The organism is Bradyrhizobium sp. IAR9, assembly GCF_013408065.1.
GTDB lineage: Bacteria > Pseudomonadota > Alphaproteobacteria > Rhizobiales > Xanthobacteraceae > Bradyrhizobium.
Genome location: NZ_JACBZW010000013.1, coordinates 196,089 through 216,970 on the forward strand (window position 1 = coordinate 196,089; position 20,882 = coordinate 216,970).

The window sequence follows — 20,882 nt, forward strand, 5'->3', positions numbered from 1 at the left end:
AGAGCTACGACCAATCGCTACTCAGTCGAGTCGAAATCCTCCTCCTTGGTGCCGAGCAGCGAGACGATCGTGCGCAGGCCGGAATCGAGCTGCTCGAAGGTGGGCGGGGCGAGGGCGAGGCGCACCGCGTTCGGTGCATGGCCGTGGGCGATCGCGAAGGTGGAGGAGGGCGTCAGCGCGATGCCGCGCCGGGCCGCGGCCGCGACGAAGGTCTGCGAGCGCCAGTGCGACGGCAGCGTCAGCCAGAGATGGTAGGAGCGCGGATCGGCGGCGTGCTGGTAGCCGGCCAGCAGCCTTGCCGCGGTCTGCTGCCGGCGCGCCGCATCGATGCGTTTCAGCCGCGTCAATTCCGCGACGGTGCCGTCAGCCATCAGCCGCTGGCCGGCCGCCAGCGCATGGCCCGAGGCGATCCAGCCGCCGGTGCGGACCGCGCTCATCACGCTTTCGCGCAAGTGCGGCGGCGCCACGAGGATGCCGAGCGCAAGGCCCGGCGCGACCTTTTTGGACAGGCTGTCGAGGACGATGCAGCGGTCCGGCCCGAGCGCGGCGAGCGGCGTGTCGTCGGCGAGGAAGCCGTAGACGGCGTCCTCGATGATGGTGAGGTCGAGCTTCTCGGCGACGCGCATGATGTCGGCGCGTCGCGTCGCGTTCATGGTGACGCCGAGCGGGTTCTGGATGATCGGCTGCAGATACAGCGCCGACAGGTGCGCTTCGCGATGCGCCTTCTGGATCGCATCGGGACGTACGCCGAATTCGTCCATGGGAATCGGGACCAGCGTGATGCCGAGCCGCGCCGCGATGCTCTTGACGTAAGGATAGGTCAGCGCCTCGACGCCGCAGCGGCCGCCGGTGGGCACCAGCGCCGCGAGCGCGGCTGCGAGCGATTGCTTGCCGTTGGCGGTGAAGACGATCTGCTCGGCCTGCGGCGCGAAATCCTTGCGCGCGAGATAGGCGGCGGCAGCATTGCGCGCGCTCTTGGTGCCGGTGCTGGTCGAGACGCGCAGCGCGGATTCGAGCGCGTCGACGCGCTCCAGCCCTGCGAGGCTCTTGGCGATCATCGCCCATTGCTGCGGCAATAGCGGATAATTGACCTCGAAATCGATCCGCGCATCGCGCGGCTCGCTCAACGCCTCGACCTCGCGCCTGATGTCGCCGGAGATGAAGGTGCCGCGGCCGACCTCGCCGACGACGAGCCCGCGGCGGAGCAACTCCGTATAAACCCGGCTCGCGGTCGAGACCGCAATGCCGCGGTCATAGGCAAAATTGCGCTGCGGCGGCAGCCGATCGCCGGGCCTTAACGTGCCGTTAGAGATATCCGAGGCAATGGCATCGGCAAGCTTCACGTACTCGAACTTGGACATTATTGCACCGAGAGCAATGTTTTACTTGCTCCGAGCAGTGTACTGGAGCATTTAAGTTCCATCAAGTTCCACGATTGAGCCGAGGAGAGCGAGAGCAATCCGACGGCAAATGAGGTGCAGGCGCTGAATGCGTCGGCGCCAACGGCACCTGCTTCGCCGCGCGGGACACCAGGCCGGAGAAGAAACATGACCACGATCTCGCAAACTGCAGGGCGGAGTTTACGCCCATCCTCGACGGGCGGATTTTTTGCAACGCTCGCCCAAGGCGCCTATGCGCTGTTCAACCGCCTCGAGCGCCGCTCCGCGGTCAAGACCTTGAACGAGCTCGATGACCGTGCCCTGCGCGACATCGGGATCACGCGCAGCCAGATCGAGGACGCCGTCTACGGGCAGGTCAAGGCCGAGCTGGCGCGGTATCTGTAAGCCTCTCGTGTCCCGGACGCGCCGCAACGCGCAAGCGTTGCTGCGCAGAGCCGGGACCCAGGAAGCCGCGCAGTCGCTGATACATGGGCCCCGGCTCTGCAGCGCACCGCCGAAGAGGCGCTGCGCCGCGTCCGGGGCACGAGAGCGGTGGTGGAATGACTGACATGGGATCGCAGGGTGTCGTAGGGTGGGCAAAGGCGCATAGCGCCGTGCCCACGATCTCCTTCCATGAGCCACAGGGCGTGGGCACGCTGCGCTTTGCCCACCCTACGAGATCGAGATCGTAGCACGTAGCTCAAACCGCAGACACAGCTTCGCATCCTCGCGGCTGATCTCGCCCGAGCTGTGCTTCATCGCTTCACCCTCGATTGAAAGAGGGCGCAGGGAAGACCGGGAGCCCGCTGGCACCCGAGGTCCACTGTGCGAAACCTGCGTAACAAGAAGCTGCACAGCGGCATACAGGTGTAGCCAGGACATCCCGGCCTTCCCTGCGCAGTGGTTTTACGGCTTATGTCGTGCTCTCCCCGGGGAGCGTTGCACTATTGCCCCCGTCGCCTTGCGGATGGCTGAGGGATGCGTCCGGTTGGACGACACCCATCACCGCAACACTTGACGCACAGACCCCGGGCGTCAGGACCACACGATTTTGCCGTACGCTAGAATCACACCGGTCGTGTGCGCGATGCCTTCGCTCACGGCTCTCCGCCCTGCGATTGCTCTTCGCGCCGATGTCATCTGCGTCCACCGCCGCCCGGCCCGCGTTCGTGACGATCGCGATACGCCCCTCTTCCTTGGGCCGGGTTGTCGCGACACATACGTCATTTCCGAATTTCGGTAAAGTGGAATATTTTCGACGGCGCGGATTGACCGACCAGTTGGGTGTTTTGCCCGTCGGGCAACGCAAGGGATTGTAGAAACGCAAGGGATTGTAGACGAGTAGGGTGGGTTTAGCCGCGGGCTGCGCGAAGCGCAGTCCCCAAGCGTAACCCACCTCTCTGCCGCCGCGGATATTAAAGTGGTGGGTTACGCCGAGCGGTCAGCGCTTCGCGCAGGCCGCACGGCTAACCCACCCTACGAGACCGGGCTATGACGATCCTTAATGCCTCACCACCAGCACCGAGCACTTCGCGTAGCGCACCACATGCCCCGCGTTGGAGCCGAGGAAATAGGTGCGCATCGCCGGCCGGTGCGAGGTCATCACGATCAGATCGGCCTTCATGTGCACGGCTTCCTCCAGGATCTCGTGATAGATGCCGCCCTGGCGTACCACGCTGGAGATGCGGGAAGCCTCGATGCCGGATTCGCGCGCGACGATGGCGAGGGCTTCTTCCGAGGTCTGGCGCTGCTGCTCGTCGAAATCGGCCGGCACGTATTCGGCCAGCATCACAGGCGTCATCGGCAGCACGTTGAGCAGGCGCACCTGGCCGCTCCAGGTCTGCGACAGCGTTGCGGCGGTCGCGATCGCCGGCTTGGCGAGGTCGGTGTCGGCGAGGTCGATGGGCACGAGGATGGACTTGAACATCTGCGCCTCCAAATCTTCCAGTCAGCACGTTTTCCCGGCCGTCGCGATCATCCCGATCGAAGCAGCTTGGGGCTGGTGAACAGCACCAGCTTGCCGCGGCGGTAGGCCACGTCACCCCAATCCTTGACGTCAAAGTCGAAGATCGCAAGCCCCGCGGTGGGCAGATTGTGGCTGAGCGCCCTGGCGCCATCATGATCGCCGCCGCCCATCAGCATCAAGGCGGCCTCGTGCATGCCGGGATTGTGGGCGACCAGCAGCAATCGCTTCGGGTTGGCCGGGGCGGTTGCGGTGCGAATGGAGTCCAGGATCTGCGCGGGATCGGCGCCGTAGAGTTCCGGCAGGATCTCGACCTGCGGCGTCGGGACGCGGTCCTTCATCGCCTCCCAGGCGATGTCCCAGGTCTGCCGGGCCCGGACGGCGTGCGACACCAGCACGGTCTCGGGGAAGGGCGGATGGGCAGCGATCCAGTCGCCCATCCGGGCGGCATCCTTGTGGCCGCGATCATCGAGCCGTCGGTCCTGGTCACGGCCGCTCGGCGCGTCGGTCTCGGTCTTGGCGTGACGCAGCAGCATCAAACGGCGCATGGCATTCTCGAATCGTTACGGTCGCGGATAATGTACAGACGCGGGCGGGGACAAGGTGACAAGCGCCTGGCAGGTGTAAAGCGCGATGAGACTAGAACGAATCGTCATCGTGCTTAAGGTTGTTATTTCGAGCATGATCTGTTCGGAAAACCGCTGCACACTTTTCCGGATCATGCTCTAAGAAAACGACATGAGCGAGACTTTCACAAGCGTGTCCCAGGAAGAAGCCGGCTTTCGCGACCGTGTGCGGCTGTCGTTCGATCTCGACGCCGACATCTGCGTCATCGGTGCCGGGCTTGCCGGGCTCTCCATCGCGCTGGAGGCAGCCCGGTTGGGGGCCAGTGTCGCGGTGCTCGAGGGCCGTCATATCGGCTGGAACGCCTCCGGCAACCAGCTCGGCACCGTGATGCCTGGCTTTGCGCTGCCGCTCACCGACCTGATCGAGCGCATCGGCTTTGAGGACGCGCGTGAATTGTGGACGCTGTCGAAGGAGGGGGCCGAGTTCGTCCGGGCCAACGCCACGGAAGAGAACATGCCGGGGATTGCCCCGAGCAACGGCGTGCTCGAGGTCTCCAACGTCGATGCCGGCGACCGTCTGATCAGCCGGTTGCAGATGCTGAACGAGGATTTCGACACCGAGGTCGAGGGCTGGCAGGTCGATCGCGTCCGCGAGGTGCTCAAGACCGATCGCTATTTCCACGGCGTGTATTATCCCAAAGCGTTTCAGGTCGACGGCCGCAAATATGTGCATGGCCTTGCGGCGCTGGCGCGGCGGGCCGGCGCCCGCATCTTCGAGGACACGCCGGTCGTCAGCATCGATCATTCCGGCATCCGCAAGCGCATCGTCACGCCGTCGGCGCGGCTGCGCGCCACCCACATCGTGCTCGCGGGCAACATCCATCTCGGCACGCCCCTGCGGCGGCTGTCAGAGACGCTGCTGCCGGTCTGGCGCTACGCCGGCATCACCGCGCCGCTCGGCGAGCGCGTGCACGAGGTCATTGCCTTCAAGGGAGCGGTGATGGATTCCGACGGGGTCGACCATTTCCGCATCGTCGATGGCGACCGGCTGATGTGGGAGAGCCCGGAGACCACCTGGGCCGCGCGTCCGCAGCGCTTTGCAGGCAGCGTCAGGCGGCGGATCCGCACGATCTTTCCGGAGCTCGGCAATGTCGAGATCAGCGAAATGTTCGGCGGCGCCACCGGCCAGACCGTGCACGGCATGCCGCAGATCGGCCAATTGCGCAAAGGCCTCTGGGTGGCGAGCGGGTTCGGCCGCCAGGGCATGAACATTTCGGCCATGGCCGGGCAGATGATCGCGCGCAGCATCCTGTGGGGCGATGAGCGCTGGAAGCTGTTCTCGCCGTTCGAGCTGGTCTGGGCGGGCGGCGCCACGGGGCGGGTCGCGGGCCAGCTGGTCGGGATCTGGGGCAGGGCGAGTTCTGCCGCCGCGGGCTCGCTCGCCCGCTACCGCGAACGCGCCAGGGTCAAGGACAGGGAGCGCGAGGCGCGCCTTGCCGAAGCCAATCGGGCCGCCGGCACCGGTCCGCGCCGCCCAGCGCCCGGCGTCAGGCCGCGACCGGCCCCGCCGCCGAAACGCGCGGTCCGGGAGGCCGAGCATGCCGTGGAACCGGCCTCGCATGATGGCGCCGCCTCCCAATAAGTTGAGAGAAATTCCGCCCGGACGTGTAACTTCGGCCGACAGAAGCCCGTATCTCAGGGCGTGGATTGCCCGCGCACGGAGAATGAGATGTTTGATCGACGCATCCTGTTGACGACTGCCGCCGGCCTGTTCGGCCTCGGGGCCTTCCGCTGGCTGAGAGGAACGCCCGCCGAGGCTGGCGAGAAAGCCGCGGAAAAGTTCGAGATCACGAAGACGGAGGCTGAATGGCGCGCCCAGCTCACGCCGCAGCAATATGAGATCCTGCGCAACCATGGCACCGAGCGGCCCGGCTCGAGCCCGCTGCTGAAGGAGCACCGCAAAGGCATCTTCGCCTGCGCCGGCTGCGACCTGCCGCTGTTCGCCTCCGAGACCAAGTTCGAGAGCGGCACCGGTTGGCCGAGCTTCTACCAGCCGATCGAGGGCAATGTCGGCAAGACCGAGGACCGCGCCTACGGCATGGTGCGCACCGAGGTGCATTGCCGGCGCTGCGGCGGCCATCTCGGCCACGTCTTCGACGACGGTCCGAAGCCGACCGGATTGCGCTATTGCATCGACGGTTTCGGGCTGGTGTTCCATCCGGCGGCGGCCTCGGCGACGTAGGTTTCGCGGGGATCATTCCGGAGCGATGCGTGAGCATCGAGTCCGGAATCTCGAGGTTCTCAGGTGCGCAATGCGCACTAGGGCTCGATGCTTCGCATCGCCCCGGAACGACGATGTGTCCCGGCAATTGTTGCCGGTCCCGGCAAATGTGCCCCGGTCGTCAGGCCGGGGCTTTTTCATTAAGTCATTGATTTCCTGAGAATACCTGCATTGGCATAGCCCTTGCGACTGTCTCCTCCGACTGCGGCCATGTCGACCCGCCGCCGAGATCGGATTTGGAGACAAAGTTATGGGTATCTTCGATGCAATGAACACCTCGGTGGGTGGCCTGCAGGCGCAGTCCTACGCGCTGCAGAACATCTCCGGCAACATCGCGAACTCATCCACCACCGGTTACAAGGGCATCGGCACCAGCTTCGTCGATCTCATCCCCGACTCCTCGGTCCCGAGCAAGCAGGTCGCGGGCGGCGTGACGGCCAACGCCAAGGCCACCATCACCACGCAGGGCACGATCTCGGGCTCCACAGTCGCCACCAACATGGCGATCACCGGCGACGGCTTCTTCTCGATCCAGAAGGCCAGCGGCGTCGTCGACAACGTGCCTGTCTTCACCGGGGTCACCTACTACACGCGGCGCGGCGACTTCCAGCTCAATGCCAACGGCAATCTGGTCAACGGCGCCGGTTATTACCTGATGGGCGTCACGGTCGATCCGAAGACCGGTAACCCGACCGGCAGCGTGGCCAACGTGCTGCAATTCCAGAACAACTTCATTCCGGCGCAGGCGACCACCTCGATCCAGTACGCTGCGAACCTGCCGACCCAGCCGAACACGGTGGCGAAAACGACCGCGTCGAGCGGCACGCTGCTGGCGGCCGGCGGGCTGAACCCGTCCGATTTCGCCGCCAACCCGCTGCCGGTCGGCACACCTCCCGCGCCCTATGCCAACGCAATGGTGTCCGGCGCGGCTGCAACCGGCAACATCCGTTCGGCCTATTCGTCGACGTCGGGCACGGGCACGGTCGCACTGCAGAACAATTCGGCGGCGGTGGCCTCGACCACCACATCGCTCGACAACACGGTCGGCACGCATCTCGCCTCCAGCATCCTCACCGCCTTGAGCGGCCAGACCCTGACCATCAATGGCAACACCATCACGTTCAACGGCGGCACGACGGTCTCGACCGTCGGCAACAACACCACGATCGGTCTCGGCGCGGGCACGACGGCGACGGTCGCGGACATCCTGAACGGAATCCAGACCGCGGGCGGCGCCGGCGTCACGGCCTCGCTCTCCGCGAGCGGCAACATCGTGATCTCCACCGGCACCGGCACCGATGTGGCGGTCGGCAGCGGCACCGCCGCCACCGCGCTCGGCATCAGCAGCGTGACCCGCGGCGGCAACGTACTGTCCTCACCCGCGATCTCGGGGGCAACGGTGCTGAGCGGCAGCGCAACCGCCGGTGGCGCCCAGGTGCTCTCGTCCGGCTTCGCCGCCGGCGATACCATCACCGTCAACGGCCAGACACTGACCTTCGTCTCGCCGCCTACGGTTCCCAGCGCCAGTCAGATCCTCACCACCGACAACGTCACGACTCTGCTCGGCAAGATTGACGCGCTCTCCGGCGCCTCGGGATCGACGGTCAGCAGCGGCGGCGTCATCACGCTGAACACCGGCACCGTCTCCAACCTCTCGGTGTCCAGCTCCAACAGCGCTGCCTTCTCGGCGCTCGGCTTCACATCGACCATCACCAAGAACCGCGACGGCGGTGGCACCGCTGGCACCGGCGGTGTGATCGGCAATGACATCGCGACCTTCACCAAGGAATCGATCAGCGGCGGCGCGGTGACCGCCTACAACGCCGCCGGCACGCCGGTGAACCTGCAATTGCGTTGGGCCAAGACCGACAGCGCCTCGCTGGGTGCGGGTCATTCGGATAGCTGGAACCTGTTCTACCAGACCGATCCGAACGCGACCGGCACGACCGTCGGCTGGGTCAATACCGGCCAGACTTTCACCTTTGCCAGCGACGGCTCGCTGACCTCGCCGAGCGGCTCGGGCATCACCATCAACAACGTCAGCGTCAGCGGTCAGTCGCTCGGCTCGGTCGCCTTCAACATCTCCTCGGGCGGACTGACGCAATATGCCAGCACCAGCGGCGCGGTGACCATCAACACCATCACGCAGAACGGCTATGCCGCCGGTCAGCTTCGCTCGGTTGCCGTCAACAACAACGGCATCGTGGTCGGCACCTTCTCCAACGGCCAGAACCTCAACCTCGCTCAGGTTCAGCTCTCGCACTTCAACGGCACCAACTATCTGAAGGCGATGGACGGCGGCGCCTATGCCGCGACCGAGCAGTCGGGTGATGCCATCGACGGCGCTTCAGGCACCATCAGCGGCTCCTCGCTGGAGGGATCCAACACCGACATCGCCGACGAATTCACCAAGCTGATCGTGACCCAGCAGGCCTATTCGGCCAACACCAAGGTGATCACGACCGCGAATTCGATGGTGCAGGACCTCTTGAACGTGTTGCGCTGATCGGCGCGTAACGTAACCAAAGGCGGCAAGTAACATGGGTTTGAGTTCAGCCCTCGCCAGTGCGATGAGCGGTCTGCGTGCCAACCAGGCCGCGCTCTCGATCGTCTCCTCGAACGTCGCCAATGCGCAGACGCCGGGTTACGTCGTCCAGACCCCGAACCAGATCGAGGTCACCACCGGCGATTTCGGCTCGACGGCGATGACCACCGGCGTCAGCCGGGAGCTCGACACCTATGTGCTGAATCAGCTGCGCACCGAGACCGGCGGCAGCGGCTACGCCAATCAGATGGCCAACATCCTGAAGCAGCTTCAGAATGTCTATGGCACGCCCGGCAACAGCGGCACGCTCGAAACCGCGCTGAACAAGTTCACCACGGCGCTGCAAGCGCTGTCGACCAGCTCGGGCGCCTCATCGGCGCAAACCGTTGCGCTCGGCGCGGCGCAGGCGCTGGCCACGCAGCTCAACGTCACCACCAAGGGCATCCAGTCGCTGCGCTCCAACGTCGAGCAGGATCTCGGCAATTCGGCGCAAGCGGCCAACGTCGCTATGCAGCAGATCGCCGACATCAACACCAAGCTGCAGGGCCTGTCGGCCAACGACCCCTCGGCCGCGACGCTGATGGACCAGCGCGACCAGGCCATCAACACGCTGTCGAAATATGTCGACGTGCGCGTCACCACCGACGGTTCGAACCAGGCCAACATCTACACCACGACGGGCATCCAGCTCGTCGGCGCCGGGCTCGCCTCGCAATTCACCTTTGCTTCCGCCGGCGCGCTGTCGGCGACCTCGCTCTACAACATCGATCCGGCCAAGTCCGGCGTCGGCGCGCTCAACATCGTGCTGCCGAACGGCTCGAAGGTCGACGTCGTCGCCAACAACGTGGTCTCCTCGGGCCAGATCGCGGCCGATCTGAAGCTGCGCGACGAGACGCTGGTGCAGGCGCAGAACCAGATCGACCAGCTCGCTGCCACGATGTCGAGCGCGCTGTCGGACAAGACCACCGCCGGCACCACGGTGTCGGGCCCGCCGGCCGGCTTCGACATCGACCTTGCCGGTGCGCTGCCGGGCAACACCGCCACCTTCACCTACACCGACACGGCGACCAACACGAAGCGCCAGGTCACCCTTGTCAACGTCACCGACCCGGCGGCGCTGCCGCTGCAGAACGCGGCCAACGCCAACCCGATGCAGATCGGCGTGAACTTCTCTGGCGGCATGGGCGCGATCGCCTCGGCACTCAACACGGCGCTCTCCACCTCGCATTTGACGTTCTCCGCCGCGCCGTCGCCGGCGACCGCCACGACGCTGCGGATCACGGACGACAACAGCGGCCTCGCCAAGGTCAATTCGTCCTCGATCACCAAGACGATCTCGTCGCTGACCTCGGGCAATCCGCAACTGCCGCTGTTCACCGACGGCGGACAGGCGCTCTACACCGGCGCGATCACCGCCTCGGGCTCGCAGATGACCGGCCTTGCCGGACGCATCGCCGTGAACACGCAGCTGGTCTCCGACCCGACCCGGATGTCGGTGTACAACACCTCGCCGGTGACGCCTTCGGGTGACACCGCGCGTTCGGACTATCTCTACTCGCAGCTCACCTCGGCGGTGTTCTCCTATTCGCCAGCGAGCGGCCTCGGCTCGGCGAGCCAGCCCTTCACCGGCAGCGTCTCGAATTATCTGCAGCAGTTCCTGAGCGTCCAGGCCAATTCCGCGACCCAGGCCACCCAGCTGCAGCAGGGCCAGAGCGTCGTGGTCTCGACGCTCCAGGCCAAGTTCGACTCGACCTCCAAGGTCAATCTGGACTCGGAGATGTCGAACCTGATCCAGCTCCAGAATGCCTATGCCGCCAACGCCCACGTCATGTCGGTGGTGCAGAGCATGATGAATACGTTGCTCCAGGCTCAAGTGTAACAAGTAACAGGGCTCTGAAACATGTCGATCAGCAGCATCAACTACTCTTCGTCGATTCTCGGCTCGCAGATCCGCAACATCAATCAGCAGCTCACCGACCTGTCGACGCAGCTCTCGACCGGCAAGCTGTCGCAGAACTATTCCGGGATGGGCACCAACGAGGGCTTTGCGATCGCCGGGCGCGCGCAGCTCTCCAACATCGCCGCCTATACCGACACGATCACCAACGTCAATGTCAGCATCAACCTCGCCAACACGGCGTTGCAGTCGCTGACCAAGATCCGCAGCACGGTGCAGACCGGCGCGGCCAACACCGCGCAGGATCTCAACGTCAACGGCCAGACCATCGCGCAGAACACCGCCGCCGCCCAGTTCGGCTCGATGGTCGGCGTGCTCAACACGCAGACGGGCAACCGCTATCTGTTCTCCGGAACCGCAGTCAATACGCAGTCGGTTGCGGATGCCGGCGACATCATCAACGGCACCACGACGCAGGCGGGGTTCAAGACCGTGATGGCGGAGCGCCAGGCCGCCGACCTCGGCGCCAACGGCATGGGCCGCCTGGTGCAGACGCAGCCGACGCCGAGCTCGATCCAGGTGTCGGAAGACGCCGCCGGATCGCCGTTCGGGCTCAAGCTCAAGGCGGTATCCTCGACCCTGACGGGCGCGACCATCACCGGCCCGAGTGGCTCGCCGGTGTCGTTCTCGGTCGATCTCAACGGCGTCAACCCGAACAATGGCGACAAGCTGAGCGTGCAGTTCACGCTGCCGGACGGCTCGACCGAGCAGATCGATCTGACCGCGTCGACGGCGACGCCAACGCCGCTCGGCAGCTTCGCGATCGACGCCAGCACCCCCGTCAACCCGACCAACACCGCGAACAACCTCAACGCCGCGCTGAACACCGCGATCACGAAGCTCGCCAACACCTCGCTGGTGGCGGCATCCGCGATCGTCGCCGGCGACAATTTCTTCAACACCGCAAGCTCGGCGATCGGCACGCCCGTCAACAACCAGGCGGCGCCGCCGGCGCCCGTGACCGGCGCGACCGCGCTGTCCGGGGCGAGCCCCTCGGATTCGATCTCGCCGGGCTTCGTCGCCGGCGACACCATCACCGTCAACGGCACCACGCTGACCTTCGTCAGTTCGGGCGCGACCGGCAACCAGCTCAACGTCACCGACAGCATCCAGAATCTGCTCGGCAAGATCGACCAGATCACGGGGACGTCGAAGCCCTCGACGGTCCATGGCGGTTCGATCACGATCAACACCGACGATGCGGCGAGCCTGAACATCACGAGCTCGAATACCGGCGCGCTAGGCTCGCTCGGTTTCAGCGCGACGCCCGTGACCGCCACCCAGCCGCCGCTGCGGGTCGGATCCTCGCCCGCGAGCTCGGCGACGACGCTGGTCAACGGCTCGGCCACCACCGTGGAATGGTATCTTGGCAATGACGGGCCCGGCTCGGCGCGCTCGACCGCGATGGCGCGCGTCGACGATTCCGTCACGGTGCAGTACGGCGCCCAGGCGAACGAGGACGCGATCCGCCGGCAGTTGCAGGCGATCGCGGTGTTCGGGACCTTCTCGACCTCGCCGACCGGGCAGTATTCGGGCGGGCAGGTCGCTGCGCTGAGCCTGCGCACGACCCAGGCGCTGACCCAGCAGCCCGGCCAGCAGCGCATCGAGGACATCCAGACCGACATCGCGATGGCCCAGAACACGATGAAGGACGCGAGCACGCGCCAGACCCAGGCCAAGGCGCAGCTCCAGACCATCATCGACCAGGCGGAATCGGCCTCGCCGGACGAGGTCGCGAGCCAGCTGCTGGCGCTGCAGAACGCGCTGCAGGCGTCCTATCAGGTGACCTCGAACCTGGCGCAGCTCTCGCTCGTCAAGTTCCTGTAAGGATGCGTTAAGGCGCCGTTAACCATGCCTCTTTACCTCTTGGTGAGGATTGGAGCGGGGCGGAGCTGCCGATGTCGGACAGGATGCAACTGGTGGTGGCAACGCCGTGCTTCGGCGGGCAGGTGTCGAGCATCTATGCGAGCTCGATCTTCGCGCTCCAGCGCGCCGTGCACGGCATGTCCAATCTCGAGCTCAAGGTGCTGCTGCGCGACGGCGATGCGCTGATCACCCGCGCGCGGGCCAATCTGGTCGCGATGTTCTTGGACGATCCCAGGGCGACGCATTTCCTGTTCATCGACGCCGATATCGGCTTCAAGCCGGAGCAGGTGTTTCGGCTGATCGAATGCGGCGCGGATGTCGTCGCCGGCTGCTATCCGATCAAGCGGGTCAATTGGGACAAGGCCGCGCGGGCGATCCAGTCGGGCCGCACCGACGTGCCGGCCGCCTCGCTCGACTACGTGCTCGAGATCGAGGATCCCGACCGCATCGTCGTGGTCAACGGTTTCACCCGGGTGCGCTATGCCGGCACCGGCTTCCTGATGATCCGGCGCCAGGCGCTGGAGGCGATGTGCCGCCATCCGGACTATGCGGCGTTGCAGTTCTTCCGTGAGCATTCGCATGACACGCTGGCGGCAAGCCAGAACCGGTTTGCGCTGTTCGAATGCATGATCGATCCGGCGACCGGCACGTATCTGTCCGAGGACTTCGCCTTCTGCAAGCGCTGGACCGATATCGGCGGCGAGATCTGGGCCGACATCCAGAGCTCGCTCGATCACGTCGGGCCGTCGGTGTTCCACGGCGATATTGCCTCGCAATTCGCGCCGGCGGCTGCGGCCGATGCGGCGTGAGCCTTCCGGGATGAGCGCCGGCGCATCCCGTCTGTCAGGTCAGGAGCGCGCCCCCGACGGCGGCTCGCGTTATCGCCTGCGCGATCTCTTCACGCCACTGGACACGCTGCTGGTTTCCGGCGGCGATCCGCGGCTGGCGCTCGACGCCAGGGATCGCGTCAATGGCTATGGCTGCGCGGCTTCGCCGGAGCCGGAGATCTGGAATTTCGCCTCCTCGACCGCATCGACGATCTCGCAAGTGGCTTACGACCGTGCCGCGCTGGCGCGCGAAGAGCTGATGCACAAGTGCCTGTTCGACGAGGTCGAGATCGCCTTCGATGCGCGCTGCGAGGACATGCGGGACGAGCTGCGCGGCCATCTCCAGCTCTCGCCGCGTGTCGACGTCGTGTTCTCGCCCTCCGGCACCGACTCCCAGCTCCATGCCCTGTTCCTGGCGCGCGCGGTGCTCGGGGCGCCGCCGGTGACGGTCGTGGTCGGCGCCGACCAGACCGGAAGCGGGACGACCCACACCGCCCGCGGGCACCATTTCAGCTCCATGACGGCGAGCGGCCTTGCGGTTCGCAAGGACGGTGCGGTTGCGGGGCTCGCCGGCGCCAGTCTCGCATTGCCGCTGCTCGCGACCGAGCCCGGGATTGCGATGCGCGCGGACACGGATGCCGCGGTGCTGCGTGCGGTCGAGGCCACGATCGCGCAGGGCGCGCCCGTGCTGCTCCAGATCATGGATGCATCCAAGCTCGGCTGGCGCGCACCGAGCGCGGCCTGTCTCGACGAGATCGCGCGGCGCTGGCCGCGCAAGGTCCAGATCGTCGTCGACGCCTGCCAGGCCCGGCTCGGTCGCCGCCGGCTGCGCTTTTATCTCGACCGCGGCTATATGGTGCTGATGACGGGCTCGAAATTCTTCGGTGGACCTGCCTTCAGCGGCGCGGTGCTGGTGCCGAAGGGCCTCTCGCGGTCGCTCGACCGGGTCGAGGGGATCGCGCCTGGTATCTTCGACTATGCCGGCCGTTGCGATTGGCCGGTGGCCTGGACGGCGCTGCGTTCGCGCTTCGAGCGCCGTCCGAATTTCGGTCAATGGTTGCGCTGGGAAGCGGCGCTGGCCGAGATCGGCCGCTACTACACGGTGCCCGGGGCTTTCCGCGCGGAGATACTCGCCGAGCTCGCCGCCGGCATCGACAGCATGATCGCGCTGTCGCCGTCGCTTCGCCCCGTTCCATCCGCGATCGGGACTGCCGGCGCGGATGATGAGGAATTTGCACAAACCACGATCTTTCCATTCATCCTGCTGCGCGACGGCAAGCCGGTCTCGATCGCCGAGACCGCCGCCGTTCATCGGGCATTGGCGCGCGACATGAACGAGGCGATCGGCGGCAGTGCGGCGGACCGGCAGGTCGCCGTGCAGCGCTGCCTGATCGGCCAGCCGGTCCGGCTGGAGCGGCAGGACGAGGCACCGCAGGCCGTGCTGCGCCTCTGCGTCGGCGCACGGCTCGTGACCGAGGCCTGGTCGCCCGACATCGCGCAGGCGCAACGCAACGTGCAGCAAATTCTCGATCGCATCGCCCATGTCCTGGTAAAGATCGAGCTGCTGCTTGACCGTGGCGCGGTCGCGGCCGCGCCGGTAAACTCCGCGTTCGAGGTGTGAGATGCAGCATCCGGTTTCCGCGCCGCTTCGCATGACCGCGGCGAACTACGCCGATCGCATCGGCTTTTCGCAGCTGACGCGCCAGGCCTTCGAAGGTGTCGACCTGCATCCGTTGCGCGACCAGCTGCTGGCGCGGATCGCGGCGGGGACCGCACTGGCGGGCGAAGGGCTGGATCTGTCGTTGATCACCCAGCTTCTCGGCGACAAGGATCAGGGGCTTGCGATCCAGTCGGAAGTGCTGAGCTTCCACCAATTGTTTCGAACGCCGAGCGCTGCTCCGAAGCCGGGCTTGCGCGTGCTCGCGCTTGCAGCCGACATCGACATGGGCGGCAACACGCCGATCGATTTCCTGCTCGAAGGCTCCGACATCGAGCTGTTGACACTCTACGTTGTCAAGGGCGTCGGTCTGCCGGAGAACTTGCCCGAGCACGACGTCGCCATCGTGGTCGCCTCCGATTCCGAGGAATGCCGCGAGGCGCTCGCCTCGATCGAGCAGGCCGCGCCGCACTGGCCGCGGCCGCTGCTCAATCGTCCCGATCGCATCGGCAACCTCGATCGCGACAAGCTGCATCGGCTGCTGGCCGGCGTGCCGGGTCTCGATATTCCCGCGACCATTCACGCGACGCGCGCGCAATTGTCAGATCTTTCGCGAGGGCAGATCGCCTGCCGGGACATCGCGGGTGAATTGCGCTTTCCGATGATCGCGCGGCCGCGCGGCTCGCATGCAGGCGTCGGACTCGCCAAGCTCAACGATGCGGCCGCGCTCGCAGCCTATCTTGCCGAGCGTGATGAGCAGGATTTTTTCGTCGCGCGCTTCGTCGACTATGTGAACCGCGACGGGCTCTACCGCAAATATCGTCTCGCGATGGTCGACGGCAAACCTTACGCCTGCCACATGGCGATCGCCGACCGCTGGGACATCTGGTATCTCAACGCCTACATGGCGTTCAGCGAGGAGAAGCGGGCAGAGGAAGCGATCTTCATGCGCGACTTCGATCACGCCTTCGCCGCGCGCCACGGACGCGCGCTCAAGGAGATGAGCAGGCGTGTCGGCCTCGATTATTTCATCGTCGATTGCGCCGAGAACCAGGACGGCGAGCTCCTGGTGTTCGAGGCCGACAACACCGCCGTCGTGCACAACATGGATTCGCCGGCCGTGTTTCCCTACAAGCCGCCACAGATGCGCAAGATCTTTGCGGCGTTCTCGGCGATGTTGTCGCGGTATGCAAGAGCAGGCGAGGGGAGTGCAGCATGAACGAGATCATCCGCAGCGGGCAAAGCTCCGTCGCGCACGCCTCGCTCGACCCGCAGGACTGGAGCGAATTTCGCGCGCTCGCCCATCGCATGCTCGACGATGCGATCGACGGCATCGCCAACGTCCGGGCGCGCCCGGTCTGGCAGCCGATTCCCGATGCGACCCGCGCGGCCTTCAGGGCCGACGTGCCGCGCGAGGCGAGCGACCTCGCCGAGGTCTATCGCGAATTCGCCGAGCACGTCGCGCCGTATGCGACCGGCAACGTCCATCCCGGCTTCATGGGCTGGGTGCATGGCGGCGGCACCGCGGTCGGCATGGTCGCGGACATGCTCGCGGCCGGCCTCAACGCCAATCTCGGCGGACGCGACCACATGCCGATCGAGGTCGAGCGCCAGATCGTCGACTGGATGCGCCGCCTGTTCGCGTTCCCGGACAGTGCGAGCGGCATCTTCGTCACGGGCACGTCGATGGCCAATCTGATGGCGGTGCTGGTGGCGCGGACGGCTGCACTCGGCACGCTGGCGCGGCAATACGGCATCGGCAATGACGGTGCGGCGCTGACGGCCTATACGTCGCAGGCCGCGCATGGCTGCGTCTCCAGGGCGATGGACATCGTCGGGCTCGGCACCGATGCGCTGCGCAAGATCGGCGTCGATGCCGATCATCGCATCGACGTAGCCGCGCTGCGTGCGCAAATCACTGTTGATCGCGAGGTCGGCTTCAAGCCGTTCCTGGTCGTGGCGTCTGCCGGCACTGTCGACATTGGTGCGATCGACGACCTCAAGGCGATCGCAGAGCTGTGCCGCGAGGAGGGCATCTGGTTTCACGTCGATGGTGCTTTCGGTGCGCTCGCGATCTTCTCGCCCGAGCTCGCGCCGCTGCTCGGCGGCATTGAGCTCGCAGATTCCATTGCGCTCGACTTCCACAAATGGGGGCAAGTGCCTTACGACGCCGGCTTCCTCCTGGTGCGCGATGGCGAGCAGCATCGGCAGGCCTTCGCACAGCCCGCGGCCTATTTGCGCCGCGAGGCGAGGGGGCTTGCGGCGGGCGCGGTCTGGCCCTGCGATCTCGGTCCCGATCTGTCGCGCGGCTTCCGTGCGCTGAAGACGTGGTTCACGCTGAAGACATTTGGTACCGATCGGCTCGGTGCGACGATCACGAGAAGCTGCGCGCTGGCAAAATATCTGGAGGCCCGCGTACTGGCCGAACCGCGGCTGGAATTGCTTGCGCCGGTCAACCTCAACATCGTCTGCTTCCGCTATCGTGCCGATGATGCGGTCAATCGCGAGATTGTCGCCGACATCCAGGAGTCCGGAATAGCAGCTCCCTCGAGCACGACGCTGGACGGCAGGTTTGCGATCCGCGCTGCGATCGTCAATCACCGCACCGAGGAGGCGGATATCGACGCGCTGGTCGCGGCCGTGCTGGAGTTCGGCAGCCGGCGGTTCGCCGACGGAATGATCGAGGTCGAGGCACCGCCGCTCGCGGCGCAATAGCACTGGTGCATGGCTGAAACGACAACGGCCCCGGAGACGATCCGGGGCCGTTGTCGTTTGCGTCGATGGTCAGGCGGCGGAGCTCACGTCCTTGGCCGCTTCCGTCTGGGGATGGGTGGCCTCGAATTGGCTCCGCAGCTTCTCTTCATAGGCGATCAGCTTGCGGGCATCCTTCAGCGCCCGGTAGAGGTCGCCGTTCAGGATGTTGTTGTTGATGCCCTCGATGATCGGCCAGGCGCTCGGCACCGCGGTGACGATATCGCGCACCAGGTTGAAATAGGTGCCGTGCTGGCTCTGCGGATCCGGCGAGATGTACATGAGCTGGACCGCCAGATAGACGAGCTTCGCCGGCGAATCCGCGGTCTCCGGCGTGAGGATGTCGCGCTCGCGCAGGATCGGCACGTTGTCGCCGTCGATCAGGAGGCGCGCACGCTGGTCCGTGTTGGTAATCACGCAGTTGCCGACGATGATGCGTTCGTGCGGTCTGAGCTCGACCTTGAGGGCCATTGCCTGTTCTCCATCAACGCTTTCGTAACCGAGCGCTCGTTGCGGCCTATTAAGACGTGATTCTCGCTCGGAATTAGTTAACGAGCTGTAAATTCCAGCCGTTCACGCGGGAAACCGCAATATTTTCAAGGTCGTACCCTTGCGGCTGCGCGGCGATCTTGCGCGGCGTCCCCGGCCGAATCACGCGAAACCCGGCAAAGGCACGGATTTCATTTCATGTTTCGTTAGAGGTCTCGGCGCCACGGTCCGCCGGTCGCTGGGTCACTCTCGATCCAAGCAGACGAGTAACAGTTGCGTCGTTTACCAGAAAGGTAACAGAGTTATGTCAGGCATCGTCCTCTCCGCGTCGGTTCGCCAGAACCTCCTCTCCCTCCAGTCCACTGCTGATCTTCTCGCCACCACGCAGAACCGTCTGTCGACCGGCAAGAGCGTCAATTCGGCCCTGGACAATCCCACCAACTTCTTCACCGCCCAGTCGCTCGACAATCGCGCCAGCGACATCAACAACCTGCTCGACGGCATCGCCAACGGCGTGCAGGTGCTGCAGGCTGCCAACACCGGCATCACCTCGCTGCAGAAGCTGATCGACAGCGCCAAGTCGATCGCCAACCAGGCGCTGCAGACCACGGTCGGTTACTCCACCAAGTCGAACGTCTCCGCCACCATCTCCGGTGCGACGGCCGCCGACCTGCGCGGCACGACCTCGTTCGCGAGCGCCACCGCATCCAGCAACGTGCTCTATAGCGGCGCGGCGGGCGGCACCACGGCGGCGACCGGCACCACGACGCTCGGCGCCAGCATCGGCGTCTTCGCGAGCACTGGCGCAACGACCGGCGCCGGCGGTACCACGACCCTGGAAGGCACCATCACCCTGATCGCCACCAACGGCACGAGCGCCAGCGGCCTGGCCGGCAACGCCCAGCCCGCCGACGGCGACACCCTGACCGTGAACGGCAAGACCATCACCTTCCGCGCCGGCGTCGCGCCGGCGGCGAGCGGTGTCCCCTCCGGTTCGGGCGTCAGCGGCCATCTCGTCACCGACGGCAGCGGCAATACCACCGTCTATCTCGGTAGCACCGGCACGCCTGCGACGCTTGCGACCGTCGACGATCTGTTGAGCGCGATCGATCTCGCCAGCGGCGTCAAGACAGTTGCCATCAGCTCGGGTGCTGCGACGATCGCCACGAGCGTCGGCCAGACCGCCTCGACCGTTGCCGGCGGCGCCGTCACGCTGAGGAGCTCGACAGGCGCGGATCTGAGCGTCACCGGCAAGGCCGACCTGCTCAAGGCCCTCGCCCTGACGACGTCCGTGGGCGGCGGCAACGCCACGGTCAACGTCAACCGGACCACGAGCTCGGCCTCGCTCGGTGCGACCATCGCGGACGGTTCGACGCTGAACGTCGACGGCCACGTCATCACCTTCAAGAACGCGCCGGTCCCGGGCTCGACCGGTGCTCCGAGCGTTCCGAGCGGTTATGGTGCGAGCGGCAACGTCCTCACCGACGGCAACGGCAACTCGACGGTCTACCTGCAGGCCGGCACGGTCAACGACGTGCTGAAGGCGATCGACCTTGCCACCGGCGTGCAGACCGCGACGATCAATGCCAACGGCACCGCGACCCTTGCGACCGCCACCGGCCAGACCAACTCGTCGATCAACGCTTCCGGCGCGCTGAAGCTCTCGACCGGCGTCAATGCCGATCTGTCGATCACCGGCACCGGCAACGCGTTGAACGTGCTTGGTCTTGCCGGCAACACCGGCACCTCGACCGCGTTCACCGCGGCTCGTACCTCCGGCATCGGCGGCATCAGCGGCAAGACCTTGACCTTCTCCTCCTTCAACGGCGGCACGGCGGTTGACGTCACCTTCGGCGACGGCACCAACGGCACGGTCAAGACGCTCGATCAGCTCAACACCAAGCTGCAGGCCAACAACCTGACGGCGACGATCGACGCCAACGGCCTGCTGACGGTCTCCACCACCAACGACTACGCGTCCTCGACCATTGGTTCGAGCGCCGCAGGTGGTGCGATCGGCGGCACGCTGACCTCGTCACTGACGTTCTCGACGGCTTCCAGCCCCGTCCAGGACACCGTTGCCCAGACCTCGCGTGCCAACCTGGTCTCTCAGTACAACAACATCCTGAACCAGATCGACACGACCGCGCAGGACTCCTCGTTCAACGGCGTCAACCTGTTGAACGGCGACCAGCTCAAGCTGGTGTTCGACGAGACCGGCAAGTCGAACCTGAGCATCACCGGCGTGACCTACAACTCCAAGGGTCTGGGCCTCGCTGCCCTGACCAGCGGCGTCGACTTCATCGACAACTCCGCGACCAACAAGGTGCTGGCGAACCTGAACGCGGCGTCGAGCACGCTGCGCTCGGAAGCCTCGAGCCTCGGTTCGAACCTCTCGGTGGTGCAGGTTCGTCAGGACTTCAACAAGAGCCTGATCAACGTGCTGCAGACCGGTTCGTCCAACCTGACCCTGGCCGACACCAACACCGAAGCGGCCAACAGCCAGGCGCTGTCGACCCGCCAGTCGATCGCGGTCTCCGCGCTGTCGCTGGCCAACCAGTCGCAGCAGAGCGTGCTGCAGCTGCTCCGCTAAGTCGCGGA

The 20,882-nt window shown here is 65.7% G+C and carries 15 protein-coding genes; 11 read left to right on the forward strand and 4 right to left on the reverse strand.

Translation table 11 applies throughout. From position 1 onward, the window contains the following. Positions 1 to 17 precede the first annotated feature (17 nt). A complete protein-coding gene (locus GGD67_RS29435) occupies positions 18 to 1,361 on the reverse strand; it encodes a PLP-dependent aminotransferase family protein (RefSeq protein ID WP_092261194.1) in 1,344 nt (447 codons plus the stop codon). A gap of 186 nt (positions 1,362 to 1,547) precedes the next feature. Between GGD67_RS29435 and GGD67_RS29440 the strand changes: the two genes are divergently transcribed. Continuing rightward, positions 1,548 to 1,784, forward strand: coding sequence for a DUF1127 domain-containing protein (locus GGD67_RS29440; protein ID WP_179737785.1), 237 nt, complete (start codon positions 1,548 to 1,550; stop codon positions 1,782 to 1,784). A gap of 1,096 nt (positions 1,785 to 2,880) precedes the next feature. Here the strand turns inward: GGD67_RS29440 and GGD67_RS29445 are convergent. Beyond that, the gene (locus GGD67_RS29445; protein ID WP_026201824.1) at positions 2,881 to 3,306 is read right to left on the reverse strand and encodes a universal stress protein; all 426 of its coding nucleotides are present in this window, start codon (positions 3,304 to 3,306) and stop codon (positions 2,881 to 2,883) included. Positions 3,307 to 3,353: 47 nt separating this feature from the next. Beyond that, positions 3,354 to 3,890: a histidine phosphatase family protein gene (locus GGD67_RS29450; RefSeq protein ID WP_179737787.1), complete on the reverse strand. Its 537-nt coding sequence runs from the start codon at positions 3,888 to 3,890 to the stop codon at positions 3,354 to 3,356. A 190-nt stretch (positions 3,891 to 4,080) separates the two neighbouring features. On the opposite strand from GGD67_RS29450, the gene GGD67_RS29455 reads away from it, so the two are divergent. From GGD67_RS29455 to GGD67_RS29495, 9 genes are all read left to right on the forward strand, one after another. Further along, complete coding sequence (locus tag GGD67_RS29455; RefSeq protein ID WP_179737789.1) at positions 4,081 to 5,550, forward strand: FAD-binding oxidoreductase; 1,470 nt, start codon at positions 4,081 to 4,083, stop codon at positions 5,548 to 5,550. Positions 5,551 to 5,637: 87 nt separating this feature from the next. Beyond that, entirely contained in the window at positions 5,638 to 6,150 is a 513-nt protein-coding gene (msrB, locus tag GGD67_RS29460; RefSeq protein WP_179737791.1) for a peptide-methionine (R)-S-oxide reductase MsrB, read from the forward strand. 289 nt (positions 6,151 to 6,439) lie between these two features. After that, on the forward strand, positions 6,440 to 8,695 hold the full coding sequence (locus GGD67_RS29465; RefSeq protein WP_179737793.1) for a flagellar hook-basal body complex protein: 2,256 nt from the start codon (positions 6,440 to 6,442) through the stop codon (positions 8,693 to 8,695). A 34-nt stretch (positions 8,696 to 8,729) separates the two neighbouring features. Next, entirely contained in the window at positions 8,730 to 10,613 is a 1,884-nt protein-coding gene (gene flgK, locus GGD67_RS29470) for a flagellar hook-associated protein FlgK (RefSeq protein WP_018317299.1), read from the forward strand. Between the two features lie 21 nt (positions 10,614 to 10,634). Beyond that, complete coding sequence (locus GGD67_RS29475) at positions 10,635 to 12,518, forward strand: flagellar protein (RefSeq protein ID WP_179737795.1); 1,884 nt, start codon at positions 10,635 to 10,637, stop codon at positions 12,516 to 12,518. Between the two features lie 71 nt (positions 12,519 to 12,589). Next, entirely contained in the window at positions 12,590 to 13,366 is a 777-nt protein-coding gene (locus GGD67_RS29480) for a hypothetical protein (RefSeq protein ID WP_018317297.1), read from the forward strand. Further along, positions 13,356 to 15,005, forward strand: a complete 1,650-nt coding sequence (locus GGD67_RS29485; RefSeq protein WP_179737796.1) for a hypothetical protein — start codon at positions 13,356 to 13,358, stop codon at positions 15,003 to 15,005. The genes GGD67_RS29480 and GGD67_RS29485 overlap by 11 nt, the downstream gene beginning before the upstream one ends. 1 nt (position 15,006) lies before the next feature. Further along, positions 15,007 to 16,260: a hypothetical protein gene (locus GGD67_RS29490; RefSeq protein ID WP_179737797.1), complete on the forward strand. Its 1,254-nt coding sequence runs from the start codon at positions 15,007 to 15,009 to the stop codon at positions 16,258 to 16,260. Further along, positions 16,257 to 17,756 (forward strand): aspartate aminotransferase family protein, encoded by a 1,500-nt coding sequence (locus tag GGD67_RS29495; protein ID WP_179737799.1) that lies wholly within the window; start codon positions 16,257 to 16,259, stop codon positions 17,754 to 17,756. The genes GGD67_RS29490 and GGD67_RS29495 overlap by 4 nt, the downstream gene beginning before the upstream one ends. A 69-nt stretch (positions 17,757 to 17,825) precedes the next feature. Here GGD67_RS29495 and flbT read toward each other — a convergent pair whose 3' ends face one another. Then, the gene (flbT, locus tag GGD67_RS29500) at positions 17,826 to 18,263 is read right to left on the reverse strand and encodes a flagellar biosynthesis repressor FlbT (RefSeq protein ID WP_028144338.1); all 438 of its coding nucleotides are present in this window, start codon (positions 18,261 to 18,263) and stop codon (positions 17,826 to 17,828) included. 322 nt (positions 18,264 to 18,585) lie between these two features. Here flbT and GGD67_RS29505 point away from each other — a divergent pair, with 322 nt between their 5' ends. Continuing rightward, positions 18,586 to 20,874 carry a DUF1522 domain-containing protein gene (locus GGD67_RS29505; protein ID WP_179737801.1) on the forward strand — a complete coding sequence of 763 codons (2,289 nt, stop codon included), beginning with the start codon at positions 18,586 to 18,588 and terminating at the stop codon, positions 20,872 to 20,874. Positions 20,875 to 20,882 lie beyond the last annotated feature (8 nt).

Bases quoted from the DNA above. Each gene is read 5' to 3' on its own strand.
- GGD67_RS29435 (WP_092261194.1), bottom strand. From the start codon at position 1,361: ATGTCCAAGTTCGAGTACGTGAAGCTTGCCGATGCCATTGCCTCGGAT.
- GGD67_RS29465 (WP_179737793.1), top strand. From the start codon at position 6,440: ATGGGTATCTTCGATGCAATGAACACCTCGGTGGGTGGCCTGCAGGCG.
- GGD67_RS29480 (WP_018317297.1), top strand. From the start codon at position 12,590: ATGTCGGACAGGATGCAACTGGTGGTGGCAACGCCGTGCTTCGGCGGG.
- GGD67_RS29475 (WP_179737795.1), top strand. From the start codon at position 10,635: ATGTCGATCAGCAGCATCAACTACTCTTCGTCGATTCTCGGCTCGCAG.
- GGD67_RS29490 (WP_179737797.1), top strand. From the start codon at position 15,007: ATGCAGCATCCGGTTTCCGCGCCGCTTCGCATGACCGCGGCGAACTAC.
- GGD67_RS29495 (WP_179737799.1), top strand. From the start codon at position 16,257: ATGAACGAGATCATCCGCAGCGGGCAAAGCTCCGTCGCGCACGCCTCG.
- GGD67_RS29505 (WP_179737801.1), top strand. From the start codon at position 18,586: ATGTCAGGCATCGTCCTCTCCGCGTCGGTTCGCCAGAACCTCCTCTCC.
- GGD67_RS29450 (WP_179737787.1), bottom strand. From the start codon at position 3,890: ATGCGCCGTTTGATGCTGCTGCGTCACGCCAAGACCGAGACCGACGCG.
- GGD67_RS29445 (WP_026201824.1), bottom strand. From the start codon at position 3,306: ATGTTCAAGTCCATCCTCGTGCCCATCGACCTCGCCGACACCGACCTC.
- flgK (WP_018317299.1), top strand. From the start codon at position 8,730: ATGGGTTTGAGTTCAGCCCTCGCCAGTGCGATGAGCGGTCTGCGTGCC.
- GGD67_RS29440 (WP_179737785.1), top strand. From the start codon at position 1,548: ATGACCACGATCTCGCAAACTGCAGGGCGGAGTTTACGCCCATCCTCG.
- GGD67_RS29455 (WP_179737789.1), top strand. From the start codon at position 4,081: ATGAGCGAGACTTTCACAAGCGTGTCCCAGGAAGAAGCCGGCTTTCGC.
- GGD67_RS29485 (WP_179737796.1), top strand. From the start codon at position 13,356: ATGCGGCGTGAGCCTTCCGGGATGAGCGCCGGCGCATCCCGTCTGTCA.
- msrB (WP_179737791.1), top strand. From the start codon at position 5,638: ATGTTTGATCGACGCATCCTGTTGACGACTGCCGCCGGCCTGTTCGGC.
- flbT (WP_028144338.1), bottom strand. From the start codon at position 18,263: ATGGCCCTCAAGGTCGAGCTCAGACCGCACGAACGCATCATCGTCGGC.